Raw genomic sequence first — 15,688 nt, forward strand, 5'->3', positions numbered from 1 at the left:
TGAAATTTTCACCTGCGGCAATACATACCGTAACGTAGGCGCTTTGCGTAAAATACAAAACGATACTGTTATATTTGAAAAGGTTTCTGCATCACTCACCTCTCTTTCACTGAAGTCTTTGGATTTTCCGCCAAATTCTGATCATGGTCGCGCAGTGGGGGCAAACCAAATTTTACACAGATACGAACCCGCGATAGTAACGGGTATAAATTCCTACAGAACTGGCACTAATGGCGATACCATTTGTGTGACTTGGACAACCACAAAAGAAAACAACATCAGTAAATGGGAGGTATGTACATCAGGATTAATTGCACAAGATATAGGTAGGCCTACAAGTGTTGATCTTGAGTCACACCCTGCTGGTTATACATACACTTTGGGCTTCCATAGTTGGCATGTTCTAGTTGATTCTTTGGTGCGTGTATTTTATATTACTGTACGAGCCACCTGCAAAGACGGGACTGTTTTAAATTTTGGTCCGATACTTGCGACAGAGAGATTCGGTTCCACAAGTCTTGAACCAGTTGTGATTGATAATGTTGTGGATGTATCAATTGTGACACGACCACAATTAAAAATAAAATGGTATCCAGCGACAACAGAAGCTTCTATTCTGCGCTCTTTGACGCCTGATGGACCCTGGGTGCCTTGTGGACGCGCTGTGGGTATTGCTTGTACAACATATGTAGATACAACAGTGCCATTATTTGATAAGCCCATTTTTTATATTGTGCAAAGAAATAGTAGTGATGGCAATACTTCCTGCCCAAGCAATGTTATGTCCGGTATAGCCAAAGACAATCTTGCTCCTGACACACTTGCCGCGCCAACCGGGGGTTTCAACATAGGCGACAGCATATTTACCCTTAATTGGAATAAATCCATCGCTGCCGATTTCGGCGGCTACTGGGTATGTCCGGAACCGGTGGGCGTGTTTGGTGCAAAGCTCAGCGGCATAGACCCCGGCAGTTACGAGCCGGATGCCTACTATGTTTCCCACTCCTCGCCCATAGAACGCAACCAGTGGAAATGGCGGGTGCCGGATAATTTGGTTGGTGAGCAACTTATATTCTCGGTAACTGCAATGGATCGTTCGGGCAACATTGCCCCCTGGAGCGGCCAGGTGACCATCAATACCAAAGCTCTTACCAATTCAAATACCGCACTATCAACCGCATATAATAACGGCAAGCACCTGCTTTACGACAGTAAGGGTTATTTGAATTTGGTTTACTCCTCCGGCGATTCGGTTATATATCAGCAAAGCTGGGACGACGGCCTGACCTGGACGCCTTCTTCGGGCTTTGCCTCGGGTGGTACTAAGCCGGTGCCGGTTGTCGGTTATTACGGAACAGACACCACCATGACCTGGAAGGCCGAAACACCAGGTGCAGGATGGGTTCTTAAATCCGCCAAGAGAGTGAACAACGGCTGGGGACCGGAAGCGACCATTTTGGAGGCTATCGGAGCCTGGGAACAGACGCATTATGTCAGCCCGCCATCAATGGCAATCAACATCGCCGGAACGCACCTGGCCATAGAGCGGGTGGATGCGCAATATGCCATCGGCGGCCAGAGCGGGGTATGGTACTGGAAGCTTTTGTATGGATTCAAGGCTGCCGGCCAGACAGACTATGCCTGGACAGTTTTGGACAGCACTTCAGGCAGCTGGGGCGGGCAGGATCCAAATCTGGCCAGCCCGACCATCTGCCTGGATTCCAAGGGCGGGGTTCATATCGCCTGGGATTACGAGGGAGAGATTTATTGGCGGGGATATGACCCGTATCTTGGCGCATGGAAGAACAAGATTAACCTGACCAACAGCCCGGAGGTGTTTTCCGCCGAGCCTTCTCTGTCTTTCTACGGAGACGTGCATATAGTCTGGCAGGAAGGCAACGATATTCAACACCGCAAAGGCAACTGGGGTTATCCCAGGTTGGAAAATACCATTGATGCAATCACTAAAAGTTTCTACTGGCAGGGTGTCGAGAATGTCAACAACAGCCCGGCCACCGCTTCGTTGAATCCGGTATTCGATGGCAATTATGTGGCCTGGAGCGAGCAGAGTGCTGTTAATCCCGATCAATATAATGCTTATTTTGCCAATTACAGCGATTATGTTTGGACTTCCAGCATTGATTACAGCAAGAACCCCAGCCAACCGGCGGTTTACCCCCAGATAGCCTACCGCCAGAATGTTGACGGCAACAAGATGACCACCATCTGGACCGAGGGAACCGGGCCGCTGTATTCGCTGATAGCCCGCGATGCGGCCGGTCAGGTAACAGCGCAGGCCGCGACCGATGTGGGCGGCGAAGAAGCATCCATATATCTGATAGAACGGGACGGTTATATTGTTTACGGGGCTACCGATGCAATCGCTTCCACTGGCATTATAACGGTTGATTACGACAGCACGGCATTGGAGTATTATCTGCCGACCCTGGACCGCGACCAGAAACAGACCATGAAGTTCACCTTCTACCAGGAATATCCTGGGAAGATAGATTACATCTATCAGGTATGGGTGGATAACGTGTCCCTGGGGTCGGTAAAGGTTCCCAGCGGCAAGTCGGTTGTCTTCGAGAAGGACCTGCCCAATGCGGTAACCCACGACGGCGAGGGTATAATCAAGATAGTCAACCTGAAAAAAGACAAGATTGTTACCTGCGACAAGTGGGAGCTTTATGCTTACGATAAGGCTACAGGAAGGGGCGGCACCAAGAAGTCCGGCGGAGCGCAGTTAGCGGAAGAGGGCGGTAAGCCGCTTGCCTATGTCTACGCTATGGCACAGAACGCACCCAATCCGTTCAACGGCCAGACTAGGATCAGCTACCAGTTGGCCAAACCCGGCAACGTCAGCTTGAAGGTCTACAATACGCTGGGGCAGTTGGTAAACACCCTGATTGACGGCCAGCAACAGCCTGGTATCTATTCCGCCAGCTGGAACGGCAAGGATAATTCGGGAAGGACAGCCGCCAATGGTGTTTATATCTACCGCTTGGAATCCGGTGATTTCAAGGCAACCAAAAAGATGGTGGTGATCAAGTAGAGATTTTTATGACTGACATCCGCACCATAAAAGTTCTGGTGGTTGACGACTCCGCCCTGATGCGCAACATGGTGGGCGATATTGTCAAGGCTACGCCGGGGCTTAAGCTGGTGGGTTCCGCCAAGAACGGGCTGGAGGCCATCGAGCAGGTCCGCCAATTGTCCCCCGATGTGGTTACCATGGACATCGAGATGCCCAAGATGGACGGCCTGCAGGCGCTGGCCCGGCTGATGACCGAATCCCCGGTGGCCACGGTGATGCTCTCGGCCCATGCCAAGGAGGGAGCCGAGTCCACCCTGCTGGCTCTGGAGTTGGGAGCGGTGGACTTCGTGACCAAACCGTCCGGCTCCATCTCCTTAGACATAGACAAGGTCCGGGAGGAGCTGGTGGAGAAGATCAGGATGGCCGCCGGGGTTGACCTGGCCAAGCTGAGGCCCGGCAACAGCCATCGCCTGGCTCCGGCGGCGCTCGAGAGCAAAGCTCCAACCGGAATCATGAGAACCCTGGCCATCGGCTCGTCCACCGGCGGCACCCGGGCCCTGGCCGAGATACTGCCCAAGCTGCCCCGGGAGATAAACGCCGCCCTATTGCTGGTGCAGCACATGCCGGTGGGCTTTACCAAATCCCTGGCCGAGCGGCTGGACAACCGCAGCAAGATCAGGGTAAGGGAGGCCCAGGAGGGCGATCGGCTGGAAAGGGGGCTGGCGCTACTGGCCCCGGCCGGGTATCACATGGAGCTGTCCTCCTCCGGGGACCGGATAAAATTAAATCAGAACCCTCCCAAGTTCGGGGTCCGTCCATCGGTGGATGTGATGATGGAGTCGGTGGCGCTTTATTCACCGGCGGAAACGGTGGGCGTGATACTGACCGGGATGGGTCACGACGGGGCCAACGGGGTGGCCGGAATGAAGAAGAAGGGCGGGCACATTATAGCGGAGGACCGCTCCACCTGCGTGGTCTATGGCATGCCCAAGGCGGCGGTGGAGACCGGAGCGGTGGACGAGGTGCTGCCGCTGGACCAGATCCCGGGGGCCATCGTCAGGGCCTGCCGCTAAAAAATCCTTAAAAACGAATCTGTCAGTAATATAAAAACGAGGCGGTGCATTATGGCCACATTGTCGGAGCTGGTTAATGACTTTCAGGGCAAGATAGCATCCATCCAGCAGGCGCTTAAAAGCCCCGATGCCAAGACCCAGTCGGCCAGGCTGGAACAGGAGATCCGGTCGCTGTACAGGGAGATAGCGGTGGGCCTCAAGCATCTGAATGCCCTGCACGATTCGGTCAAGTCCCTGATCGACCAGTACAAGTCGACCGCGGTCAGCGACGACGAGTCCAAGGTGATGATCAGATCCTTCGTGGAGACCATGCGCACCGATTCCCTGGGCAGCTCCACCTATGTGGCAGAGGGCTGGAACCAGATATGCTCCGGGGAGTTCGAAAAGGCCATCAGCTCATTGTCCAACGCCGTCAAGCTGAACCCCAACGACACCAGGGCCCTGGGCCTGCTGGGCTGGGCCTACAGTTACCAGGGGATGTACGACGATGGCCTAGCGGTATGCTTGAAGGTGCTGCAGCTGGAGCCCAACAACGATGCGGTGCGCAATAACCTGGGCTTCATCTCCTTTAAAAAGGGGATCTTCGGCGAGGCCATCGAGCACCTGAGCCGGGTGATCAAATCCGGCAAGGACCGCCCGGCGGTGCTGTATGCCCATTATTATCTGGGCCTGGTCTATCTGGAACGGCAGATGTTGGATGACGCCATGTTCTTCTTCTCCAAGGCCACGGTGCTGGGGCCGAACCTGATCGAAGCATACTACCACCTGGGGCAGGTCTATTATCATAAAAAAATGTACGGGGCGGCCCTTAAGGAATGGGAGAAGTGTTTGAAACTTTCGCCCCACAATTGGTGGGCCAAGAAGGCCGCCGAGCAGATAGAACTGCTGAAGAACGACGAGGTGTAAATGGACCAGAACGGCAAATGGCTGTTATGCCGGCTGGGTAATGTCTGGTATGGCCTGGACCTGTCCCTGGTGCAGGAGATAGTCTATAACCCGGCGCTGACCAGTCTGCCGGCCCTGGGCAGATCGGTGGCCGGGATCATGGACTGGATGGGCCGCCAGATAACAGTGGTGGATATTGCCGTCGCCGGCAGGGAAGGGCGGCCAGCCCCCGATATAGCCCAAGGGCAAATGCCGGTGGTCGTTTTGAAGGCCGGGCTTGCGCCAGCCGACCTGTCCGCCCCCGTTCACATCAACGGGGCAGGCTCCGCAACAGCGAAGGCAGGCGGGGATGCGCTCATCGGGCTGCTGGTCGATGAGGTCGGGGAGATCATTTCCCGGCAGGCGGGCGATAAAATTGAGATCGATGCCGTGCTGGCGGTAACCCTTAAATCCGTCAACCAGGCATTTGAATATAATGATGAAATCATTTTTACCCTGAATTGCCAGGAATTATACCGGGCCATTGCCTAAGCAATAATGAGATCAACCTTAAATAAGGCCGAAAATATATTTATATGGAGATAGAAAAGTGCTGAGCAGAATAAATTTACGCAATCTGTTCGCCTGGACGGTGGCGGCGGCCGGAGCGGCCATCCTGATCGTTCAACTGGGCGAACTGAATATTCAATGGTGGGTAATGCTGCTGCTGATGCTGACCGTGACCGTCTGCCAGTGGTTCACCGTGGCCCTGCCCGGCGGGGTATTCGTCTCCCTGGATCTGGTGGTGGTCTATTTTACCTTTCTGGTATTCGGCCCGGTCCCGGCGATCCTAGCCATATACCTGCCCTCTTTCTTTCACCAGATAAAAAGGAAGAAGCCCTGGCCGAGGGTGTTCTTCATTCCCGGCCAGTTCGTATTCGCAGTCCTGGCCATGTCCTGGGTATTTACCGCCATGGGAGGGCAGAGCGGGGCCGACATTTTAAGCTGGGCCAACCTGCCTAAATTGCTGGCCGCCCTGCTGATCTATGTCTTGGTGAACGATCTCCTGGTCAGTTCCTATCACCTTATCGAGGGCACTTTCACCGCCCGGGATGTTTTCGGCCTAACCTGGTCGGACCTGAAACTCAATCTGGTATTGGCCCCCATCTCCATTATCGGGGTCTATCTGTTCTCCAAACTGGGCATCATCGGGCTGCTGACTATGGTGGTGCCGGCCGGCATCATCGGTTGGGCCCTGGTCACATTGTTCAAGGCCATGCAGAAGGACCGGGAGGTGAGCCTGGAATCCAAGATCACCAGCGGCTTCGTGATCGTCCTGTTCTCGGCCCTGACCCTGTCCATGGGAGCGATCCTGGTGATCATTCTGCAGGTGATGACCAAACAGGCGGCCCAGCTTAACCTGGACGCCATGGTAATAACCCAACTGTTCCAGAGGCTGCTGAGCAATGTGGTGCTGGTCCTGCTGGTGACGTTCATCGTGGCGCTGCTGCTGGTCCGCTATATCATCCGGAGGATGGTGGTCAAGCCGGTCGGCATGATCAGCCGGATGATCGGTGACATGGCCAGCGGTTCGGCCGACCTGACCTCCAAGATAGAACAGCATTCCAATGACGATATCGGGATACTGACCAAGCACTTCAACACTTTTGTGGAGAAGCTGGAGAACTTGGTCAAGACCATTATCAATACCGCCAATGGTGTGGCCACCACCTCCGAGGAGTTGGCGGCCTCCACCCAGGAGATGAACGCCTCCCAACAGGAGATATCGGCCACCGTCCAGAGGATATCGCAGGGCATCGGGACCCAGGTGGCATCGGTCCGGGTCACCAAGGAGGCCATCGACGAAATCTCCTCATCGGTGGAGCAGGTCAGCAACAACGCCCAGGACTCGGCCCAATCGGCCAGCCAGGCGGTGGAGGTGGCCTCCCAGGGGGGAGCCACCATGATGAGCATAGTCGAGCAGATGGGCAAGATAGACCAGACCATGTCCCATCTGACCAATGTGGTCAGCGACCTGGAGAAGCGCACCGGGGAGATCGGCCGGATCACCGAATTGATATCATCGGTGGCTAGGCGCACCAACCTGCTGGCCCTCAACGCGGCCATCGAGGCCGCCCGGGCCGGGGACGCCGGCAAAGGGTTTGCAGTGGTGGCCGGGGAGGTCAAAAAACTGGCCGAGAGGACGGCTGGCGCCACCAAGGAGATCGAGGATCTGATCAAAGAAATCCAGGGCGAGACCGAACAGACGGTGCTGGCCATGAACCAGGTTGACGAGCAGGTGGCCGAGGGCAAGGATTTTGCCGCCAAGGGCAACCAGGCCTTCTCCCAGATCATCCAGGCGGTAAAGCTATCGGCCGACCGTGCCTCCCAGATATCCCAGGCCACCGGCAGCCAGGTGGAGGGGGTTAAGAAAATAGCCAAGGCTATTGAACAGGTGGCGGTGGTGGCCGAGGAAGCGGCCTCGGGCATGGAGCAGACCGCTGCCGCCCAGCAGGAACAGATGGCTTCCATGCAGGAGATGACCGCCTCGGCCCAGGAGCTGGCCCATCTGGCCGAGGAGCTCAAACGCCAGGTGGACAGCTTCCAGATAAAGGGGGCGGAAAATGAAAGTTAACAAATTCAATTTGATCCTGGTCATCCCGGACGTGATCGCCATTTTCCTGGGGGTTCCCTTATTGCTGATATTCGTGGGCCATTCAGTGGGCCTGCCGCCGGCCGCTCTTAAATTCCTGATCTTCTTCGGCCCGGTCTGGGCCCTGCTGCTGGCCGTGGAATTGCAGATCATCAACCGGAAAAGGCTGCAGCCGGTGATGGGATATTTTAACCAGAGCCCATCCGAAAAAAATGATAGCGACCAAGCCTTCAACATCGCCCTGAATTTTCCGCTGGTCACCTCGCTGCACATGCTGGGGCATTTCACCGTCGGGGTCCCGGCCTGCGCATTGCTGATGATATTCATGGGCACCGGGGTCACCCTGACCCATACCCTGCAGATAATCCTGCCGGGATTTTTGACCGGCATAGTGGTCGGCTCGCTGATATTCCTCCTTGAGGAGGCTCTGCTGTCCCCCTATATCGCCAAGCTGGCGGCCGGCTCAACCGATACCGAAAAAATATACCGTAATTCCTACCGCCTCAGCATTCTTTGGAGGCTGATAATCCTGTTTACCGTGATAATGATCCTGGCCTTCGCTTTCGGGGTACTCATCGCCAAATACCCCGGCATCTGGTATGTGGCCATCCTGGGAATAGCGGCCACCTTGGCCATAGCCTATCTTACCGCCAAAGGGATAAACCGCACCGTGGTCCTGCTGACTGCCACTCTGCAAAATATTTCGGAGGGCAAGGGCGGCCTGTCCCGGAAACTTCCGGTGCTGGGCAACAACGAATTGGGGGACCTCTGCCAGGCTTATAACAGTTTTGTTGGGCAGATCCGCCTGATGGTCAGGGAGATAACCAACGTGGCCTCCGGCCTGGCGGCCAGCTCCCAGCAATTGGCGGCCTCCTCCCAGGAGATGAGCGCCTCCAGCCAGGAGATCTCCTCCACCGTTCAGCAGATATCCCGGGGCAGCACCGTCCAGTCGGAGAGGCTGACCCAGATGGCCAAGGAGGTGGAGAAGCTTTCCACCTCCATCAAGTTGATAGAATCCCAGGGCCGGATGACTATGATCTCCTCCCAGAAGGCCATCGACGCCTCGCAGTCCGGAGCCGAGAAGACCTTCGAGGCTGTTTCCAAGATGGCCGAGATATACCAGTCGGCTGCCCTGACCAACCAGAAGGTGCAGGACCTGCAGAAGAAATCGGCCGAGATCGGGGTGGTGGTCAGCCTGATCTCCAACCTTTCCCAGCAGACGGATTTTCTGGCCCTTAATGCGGCCATCGAGGCGGCCCGGGCCGGAGAGGCCGGCAAGGGCTTTTCGGTGGTGGCCGACGAGATCCGGGTGCTGGCGGTGGAGGCCGGAAACTCGGCCCTTAAGGTGGCCACCCTGATCGGCGAAGTGGAGAAGGAGATAACCAAGACCGTGGAGGTCATCGATAAGAGCCGGAGCACCATCGATGCCAGCAAGGCCACGGTGGACCAGACCGAGCAATCCCTTAAGGTGATCAACAGCACGGTGGCGGTGGCCGGGACCATGGTCAAGCAGATAGCCGAGGCCACCCGAAACCAGAGCAAGAGCGCCACCGAAGTGGTCAAACTGGCCTCGGACGTCTCCAATGTGGCCATCGATACCGCCGCCTCCACCCAGGAGGTGGCTGCTGCGGTGCAGCAGCTGACGGCCTCGATGGAGGAGCTAACCGCGGTGGCCCAGACCCTGTCGCTGTCGGCCGATAAACTGAACACCCTGGTTTCGGAGTTCGATTAGCAAAATGAGGATTCTGGCTTTTACCATAGGGCCGCACCATCTGGGCCTGCCGGCCGAGTATATAAACTCGGTGGGCCGGAGGGAGGCCGCCCCGGCAGGGACTGAACGCGCCGGGGTAAAGGAGTACGACCTGCCGCAGGCTTTCGGGGTCAAGGACGGGCAGGCCGACCGGGTGATCAACTGTGCCTGGAACGGCAGGGATATCCGGCTGCTGGTGAACCAGATCGTGGGGTTGGTGGATCTGGACGACCAGACCCTGGGGGTGTGGCCGGCCATCCTTAAGGAGATTCCCCAGTTCTACGCCCTGGGCACGACCGACTCGCAGATGTACCTGCTGCTGGACCTGTCACAGATAGAAACCCTGGGGGCTGCCGGGTGAACCAAGCTATTGGGAAATATCAGGCCGTTGAATTGCTTTCCACCGGGGGCATGGCCACCATCTACCTGGGAACCCACCGGGAGATGGGGCGGCAGGTGGTGATCAAGCAGCTGCATCCGCACCTGTCCCAGGATTCCGAATTTGTCAAGCGGTTCGAGCGGGAGGCCAACATCCTGGGCGGACTGCATCATCAGAATATTGTCGATATCATCGATTATTTCGTCTTCGAGGGTTCGTATTACATAGTGCTGGAGTATATAGACGGCGGCTCTTTGAAACAACTGCTGGACAAGGTGAAAACCGCACCCCTGACGGTGGCGGTATTCATAATCAGGCAGGTGATAAGCGGGCTGGGATATGCCCACGAAAAGGGCATTGTCCACCGGGACATCAAACCGGCCAATATAATGATAACCAAATCCGGGATCGTCAAGATAACCGACTTCGGTCTGGCCTATGCCAAGGAGGCCCTGACCATTACCGATCCCGGCACCTTCGTGGGAACCCTGGCCTACCTGGCCCCGGAGCAGATAAAGGGGCAGAAGGGCGATGAGGCCTCCGACCTCTATGCTGCCGGAGTAATGCTGTACCAGATGCTGACCGGCGACAACCCCTTTGCCGGAGAAACCCACTCCCAGAGCATCGATAGGACCCTAAGGCTGTCGCCCCGGAGGCTGGCCAAGCTTAACCCGGAGATACCTATCGGGGTAGACCACCTGGTTTTCAAACTGCTGGAGAAGGATAAGCACCGCCGGTATTCCCGATCAGCCCAGGTATTCTCCGACCTGGAGCCGTATACTCTGATTCGGAACGAAGCCCTGTCGCGTTATATGGCTGATCCCGACAGTTACCAGCCGCGGCAGGATGACCAGGAACTGATCGTAAAACTGGCCAGACAGGAACGATGGGATTACTTCCTTAAGCGCCTGATTATATATTTTGTGGCTACGGCCATGGCCCTCAGTGCGGCCTTTTACGGGATAAAATATCTAAGCCGATTCTTTAAAAGGAACCTGCCGGTCGCCGTTATGCCGGCCGATACCTCATCCCCATCGCCGATCGCGGCGCCGGAAGCGCGGCAATTGCTGAATATTTCCGGCACCACCGGAGCCAGGGTTTATATCGATGACCGCTATCAGGGCAAGATACCGCTGGCCATCAACACCCTGGACACCGGCCAGCACCGGCTTATGGTCAAACAAACCGGGTATCAGGACCAGGCCTCCGATTTTGTCCTTAAAGAAAACCAGAAACTGGCAATTATCGTGGATCTCCTTCCGGTGGTTCTGACTCCGGGATATCTCAGATTTTCCGTTAAGCCCTGGGCTGAAGTATATGTTGACGGTAATTATATCGACCGGACGCCCATCAAGGCTCCGTTAAAATTGGATGCCGGCCGCCATGCCCTGATATTGCGCCACCCCAACCGCCGGGAACACCGGCAGGATATAGAAATAAACCCGGGCGACACCGCCCTGATCTCGCTTGATCTGCCCGAAGCGTTCGGCTATCTTAAACTCAGCGTCCTGCCCTGGGCCAAAGTATTGATCGATGGAGCCGAACACGGCACCACCCCCTTGGGCCAGCCGTTAAAGGTCTCCATCGGCGAGCATGAACTGAAGCTGATAGGCCCGGAGGGCAAGGAATGGAAAGAGACCATCCGGATCGCCGAAGACATTGTCACCGAAAGACAGATCGTTCTGCAATGATGAATAAAAATATTCTATATATTGGGGTTATGATCTCGCTGCTTTCCACTGTGGCGTTTGGCCAGCGTGACAACCCGATGAACGCCGTCATCAAATCCTATGAGCAGGGTTATTTCCAGGAGGTGATCTTGATCGCGGAAAAATCCCTGGAGGATACGGCGGGGTTTACCCCAGAGGAGATCATCTACTTCCGGACCTACCTGGCCTTCTCCCTGGTGGCCATGGGGCAGGAGGGCGGGGCCATTGAAAGGTTCCGGCAGATACTGTCCGTAAAACCAAAGCTGGAGCTCAACCCGGAGTTCGTCTCCCCCAAGATCATAGAGGTGTTCAAAAAGGCCCAGGCAGAGTTTTTCCGGGCCACCTCCAATGGCGGCCAGAGGCCAAACCTGCTGTTCGAAAAGGGGCGGCCCGGTAAATTCCAGGGGCTTTGGCGGTCATCCCTCTGGCCGGGATGGGGCCAGTCGCTGCGGGGGGATGCCCGGAAAGGGAAGATCCTTAAATGGGGGGCGGCCGGGGTCGCCGCCGGGACCGGGCTGGCGGTGCTGGGAAGCTATGTCAGCCATCAGCGGTATCTGGACGCCACCGATCCCGGGGACATCGAAGCCAAATATAAAACGTATAACAACTGGTACAAGGCCCGGAATTTTACCGTCAACCTGGCAGTATCCTTTTGGGTATACAATCTGGTAGATATTATCATCTCAAAGTGAAAATGCACAACAGACTTATCATAGCCTTTTGCCTACTGGCGGTTTTAACGCTGGGCTGCGGGCCGGACGCCAAGCGGGATAACCCGCTGGACCCGGTGAACGGCAGCGGCGTTAGCGGCATAGTATCAGGCTGGGGCGGAGGCGCGGTCAGTAATGCGGTGATAAGCGCCGTGCCTGCCAACCTCTCGGTCCGCACCAACAGCAGCGGCCAGTACAACATCGAGCTGGAGGGCGGAAGGACCTATTTTCTAACTGCGGAACATCCCTATTATTATACCCAGGTGGACACTATCAATGTCCCCTCCGACGGCCGTTTGAAGAAAAACTTTATTCTCCGTGGCAAACCTAAAATAGTTGACCCCAAGGTTACCACCGAGTACCGTGTCACCACTGATGGTCAAATTCTATGGGAAATTATTCCTACTTGCCTGGTAATACATCCAGTCAACGAAGCATATTTGAATAATTTCCAATATAAAGCGACATATCTTCCCGACAGTGCTTATATTTATAAAAGCTATTCAATAATAAATTCTACTACACGAAATTACCGCTGGAGATTTAAGTGGAATTACAATGATGAGTCAATAGCCGGGAAACTAATAACTTTTACAATTGACAGCTTGGATTCAATTATTCAGACCGGTCAGGCGGAGGTTCCCCAGAGAATGACACTTCCTTCGGCTCTATCTCCTAATAATACCAGTTTCCCGCTACCGGGGATGCTCCGCTGGGTTAACGGGACGCCAGTCTGCTCAGTAAGGGTTGAGGTATGGAAGGATATCACAGTAGCCTGGAGCCGGGACCTGTCCAACGTAAATAGTGTCTATTGCGATGCCGTCTTGGAGCACGAGCGCGATTATCTATGGCAGGTCATCAATATAGACACACTTGGCAATAGAGCTATAGCCGAAGCTTTATTTTATAATCCATAATTAATATTACATCATATTATGACCGATAGAAAAGAGATACTGGCCCTCTACGACATCAGCCAGATCATCAACTCCATCCCCGATTTCGAGGAGCTGCTCAGCAAGGTGATGGATCTGGTGATATCCACCACCAGGGCCGAGCGGGGTTTTATAATGCTGCGGGACACCCCCGGGGAGGAGATGTCGGTCAAGGTGGCCAGGAACCTGGAGCAGAAGGATATCGAGAAACCCGGAGAGATATCTCACACTACCTTGAACCAGGTGATGGAAACGGGGGAGCCTCTGCTGACCTCGGATGCCAAGACAGACCCGCGTTTTACCGGCTCCGAAAGCGTGATGCTGTATAATATCCGCTCGGTGCTGTGCACCCCCCTCAAAAAGCAAAACGAGATAATCGGGCTGATCTACATCGACAGCCGCACCACCTCTAACGTCTTTACTGACGATGACAAGGCATTCCTGGCGGCCTTCGCAAACATGGCGGCCATATCCATAGAGAATGCCAGACTGCAGGCCCGGCTGCGCCAAGAGAACCTGATCCTTAAAAAAGAGATCCGGCACCACTACCAGTTCGATAATATCGTCGGGAAGTCGGCCAAATTCATGGCGGCCCTTTCCCTGGTGGAGAGGGTGCTGGACAGTTCGGTGCCGGTGCTGATCCAGGGAGAATCCGGGACCGGCAAGGAGCTGATAGCCCGGGCCATCCATTACAACGGGCCGCGCCGCGAAGCCATGTTCCTGGCCCAGTACTGCGGGGCGCTGCCGGAGACCCTGTTGGAATCCGAGCTTTTCGGTTATAAAAAAGGTTCCTTCACCGGGGCCATCGCCAACAAGATAGGGCTTTTCGAGGAGGCCGACGGGGGCACCTTCTTCCTGGACGAGATCGGCGACATCTCGCCCACCATTCAGGCCAAACTGCTGCGGGTGTTGCAGGACGGTGAGATGAGGAGGATCGGCGAGAACAAGAGCATCAGGGTGGATGTCCGGATCATTTCGGCCACCAACCGTAACCTTAAACAGGAGGTGGCCGAGGGCCGGTTCCGGGAGGATCTGTATTACCGGCTGAATGTGGTTACCATAGACCTGCCGCCGCTGCGCGAGAGAAGGGACGATATCCCCCTGCTGATCCATCATTTCCTGGAGAATTCCCAGCAGGCGGCGGCCAAGAAGATTTCGGATATCACCAGAGAGGCCAAAGATGCCATGACCGCCTATTACTGGCCGGGGAATATTCGGGAATTGGAGAACGTGATATCTTACGCCATAGTGATGGCCAAGGGCAGCATCATCGGAGTGGAGGACCTGCCTGGTTCGGTGCTGTCCCAAAAACCTGAGGCCGAGCCGGTGATTACCGGAAAAACCATGCATCAGATGGAGCTGGATTATCTTCTGTCAACGTTGAAGGCCTGCCAGGGGGACCGCAAGAGGACCGCCAACCAGCTGGGAATAAGCCTGCGGACCCTGCAGTATAAATTGAAAGAGCTGAAACAGGACGGCCATGCGCTGGAAAAGTGACTGCCGCTATTTTGCCGGGACCAGGCCCTGCAAACGTTCCCGGGAATGCTCCGGTTGCCAGAACTATCAGCCCTGGAAAGAAAGTTGCCTGATCATAAAACTGGCCGCCAAGGGGGATGTGCTAAGAACCACTCCGCTGGCCTCGGCCCTGAAGCAGCACAACCCAAATATGAAGATCACCTGGCTGACCGATCACGATGCCGTCCCCTTGCTGTATAACAATCCGACGATCGATGAACTGCTTTGTTTTGATGCGGCATCCCTTACCCAGCTGTCGGCCCAGAGCTTCAAATGGATAATATGTCTGGATAAGGAGCCCAGGGCTGCGGCCCTGGCTTCGATCCTGGAAGCTGATAAAAAGACCGGTTTCGGCTGGGATCTCAAGGGATACCTTATCCCGTTGGATAAAAAGTCAGGATATCTTTATGACCTGGGACTATCGGACCAGCTTAAGTTTCTGATCAACCGGAAAAGCTACCAACAGTTGGTCATCGAAACGGCCGGGCTGAAATATATACACCAAAAATACCAGTATATCCCGACCGCAGAGGAAATACTCTGGGCGGGCGAATATCTGTCAAGATTGATAAAAAACAAACACCAGCTTCCCCTGATCGGTTTGAATACCGGAGTGGGCCGGGCTTTTCCCACCAAGGCCTGGGCCGATGAAAATTATACCCGTCTGGCAAAGATGATCAAAAAGGAAAAGATCGGCCAGACTGTTTTGCTGGGCGGCCCGGACGAAAGGACGCTGGTTAAAAAGATTGCCAAACAGGTCCCCGGAACCATTGTCATACCGGCCGATCTTGATATCAGGCAGTTTGCGGCCCTGATATCGTTGCTGGAGGTGCTGGTCAGCGCCGACAGCCTGGCCATGCATCTGGGGATCGCCCTGGAAAGAAAAGTGATCGCTTTATTCGGCCCTACCTGCCAGCAGGAGATCGATCTGTACGGAAGAGGGGAAAAGCTGTCGGCCGGCGTAGAATGCTCTCCCTGTTATCGGCAGTCCTGTCAGGATATTAAATGTATGGCCGGCATTTCTCCGGGGACCGTGCTGGCTGCGGTAAAGAGAAACTTATAA

12 protein-coding genes are annotated in these 15,688 nt (G+C 55.3%); all 12 read left to right on the forward strand.

What is annotated here, in order from left to right:
- The first annotated feature begins 781 nt into the window (after positions 1-781).
- The 12 genes from KJ869_05750 to KJ869_05805 are packed head-to-tail and all read left to right on the forward strand — an operon-like array spanning position 782 to position 15,688.
- Positions 782-3,055: a T9SS type A sorting domain-containing protein gene (locus KJ869_05750; GenBank protein ID MBU1576694.1), complete on the forward strand. Its 2,274-nt coding sequence runs from the start codon at positions 782-784 to the stop codon at positions 3,053-3,055.
- An 8-nt stretch (positions 3,056-3,063) separates the two neighbouring features.
- Positions 3,064-4,110 carry a chemotaxis response regulator protein-glutamate methylesterase gene (locus KJ869_05755; GenBank protein MBU1576695.1) on the forward strand — a complete coding sequence of 349 codons (1,047 nt, stop codon included), beginning with the start codon at positions 3,064-3,066 and terminating at the stop codon, positions 4,108-4,110.
- Positions 4,111-4,161: 51 nt separating this feature from the next.
- Positions 4,162-5,016, forward strand: a complete 855-nt coding sequence (locus tag KJ869_05760) for a tetratricopeptide repeat protein (protein MBU1576696.1) — start codon at positions 4,162-4,164, stop codon at positions 5,014-5,016.
- Entirely contained in the window at positions 5,017-5,526 is a 510-nt protein-coding gene (locus tag KJ869_05765) for a chemotaxis protein CheW (protein MBU1576697.1), read from the forward strand.
- 58 nt (positions 5,527-5,584) lie between these two features.
- Positions 5,585-7,609 (forward strand): methyl-accepting chemotaxis protein, encoded by a 2,025-nt coding sequence (locus KJ869_05770; GenBank protein MBU1576698.1) that lies wholly within the window; start codon positions 5,585-5,587, stop codon positions 7,607-7,609.
- Positions 7,599-9,359, forward strand: coding sequence for a methyl-accepting chemotaxis protein (locus KJ869_05775; protein ID MBU1576699.1), 1,761 nt, complete (start codon positions 7,599-7,601; stop codon positions 9,357-9,359). The genes KJ869_05770 and KJ869_05775 overlap by 11 nt, the downstream gene beginning before the upstream one ends.
- A gap of 4 nt (positions 9,360-9,363) precedes the next feature.
- The gene (locus KJ869_05780) at positions 9,364-9,738 is read left to right on the forward strand and encodes a hypothetical protein (protein MBU1576700.1); all 375 of its coding nucleotides are present in this window, start codon (positions 9,364-9,366) and stop codon (positions 9,736-9,738) included.
- Positions 9,735-11,447: a protein kinase gene (locus KJ869_05785; GenBank protein MBU1576701.1), complete on the forward strand. Its 1,713-nt coding sequence runs from the start codon at positions 9,735-9,737 to the stop codon at positions 11,445-11,447. Before KJ869_05780 ends, KJ869_05785 begins: the two co-directional genes overlap by 4 nt.
- Positions 11,448-11,476: 29 nt before the next feature.
- Positions 11,477-12,157, forward strand: a complete 681-nt coding sequence (locus KJ869_05790) for a hypothetical protein (GenBank protein MBU1576702.1) — start codon at positions 11,477-11,479, stop codon at positions 12,155-12,157.
- A 2-nt stretch (positions 12,158-12,159) separates the two neighbouring features.
- A complete protein-coding gene (locus tag KJ869_05795) occupies positions 12,160-13,092 on the forward strand; it encodes a carboxypeptidase-like regulatory domain-containing protein (protein ID MBU1576703.1) in 933 nt (310 codons plus the stop codon).
- An 18-nt stretch (positions 13,093-13,110) separates the two neighbouring features.
- The gene (locus KJ869_05800; protein MBU1576704.1) at positions 13,111-14,607 is read left to right on the forward strand and encodes a sigma 54-interacting transcriptional regulator; all 1,497 of its coding nucleotides are present in this window, start codon (positions 13,111-13,113) and stop codon (positions 14,605-14,607) included.
- Positions 14,591-15,688 carry a glycosyltransferase family 9 protein gene (locus KJ869_05805; protein ID MBU1576705.1) on the forward strand — a complete coding sequence of 366 codons (1,098 nt, stop codon included), beginning with the start codon at positions 14,591-14,593 and terminating at the stop codon, positions 15,686-15,688. The genes KJ869_05800 and KJ869_05805 overlap by 17 nt, the downstream gene beginning before the upstream one ends.

It is taken from the genome of Candidatus Edwardsbacteria bacterium (genome assembly GCA_018821925.1).
Lineage (GTDB): Bacteria > Edwardsbacteria > AC1 > AC1 > EtOH8 > UBA2226.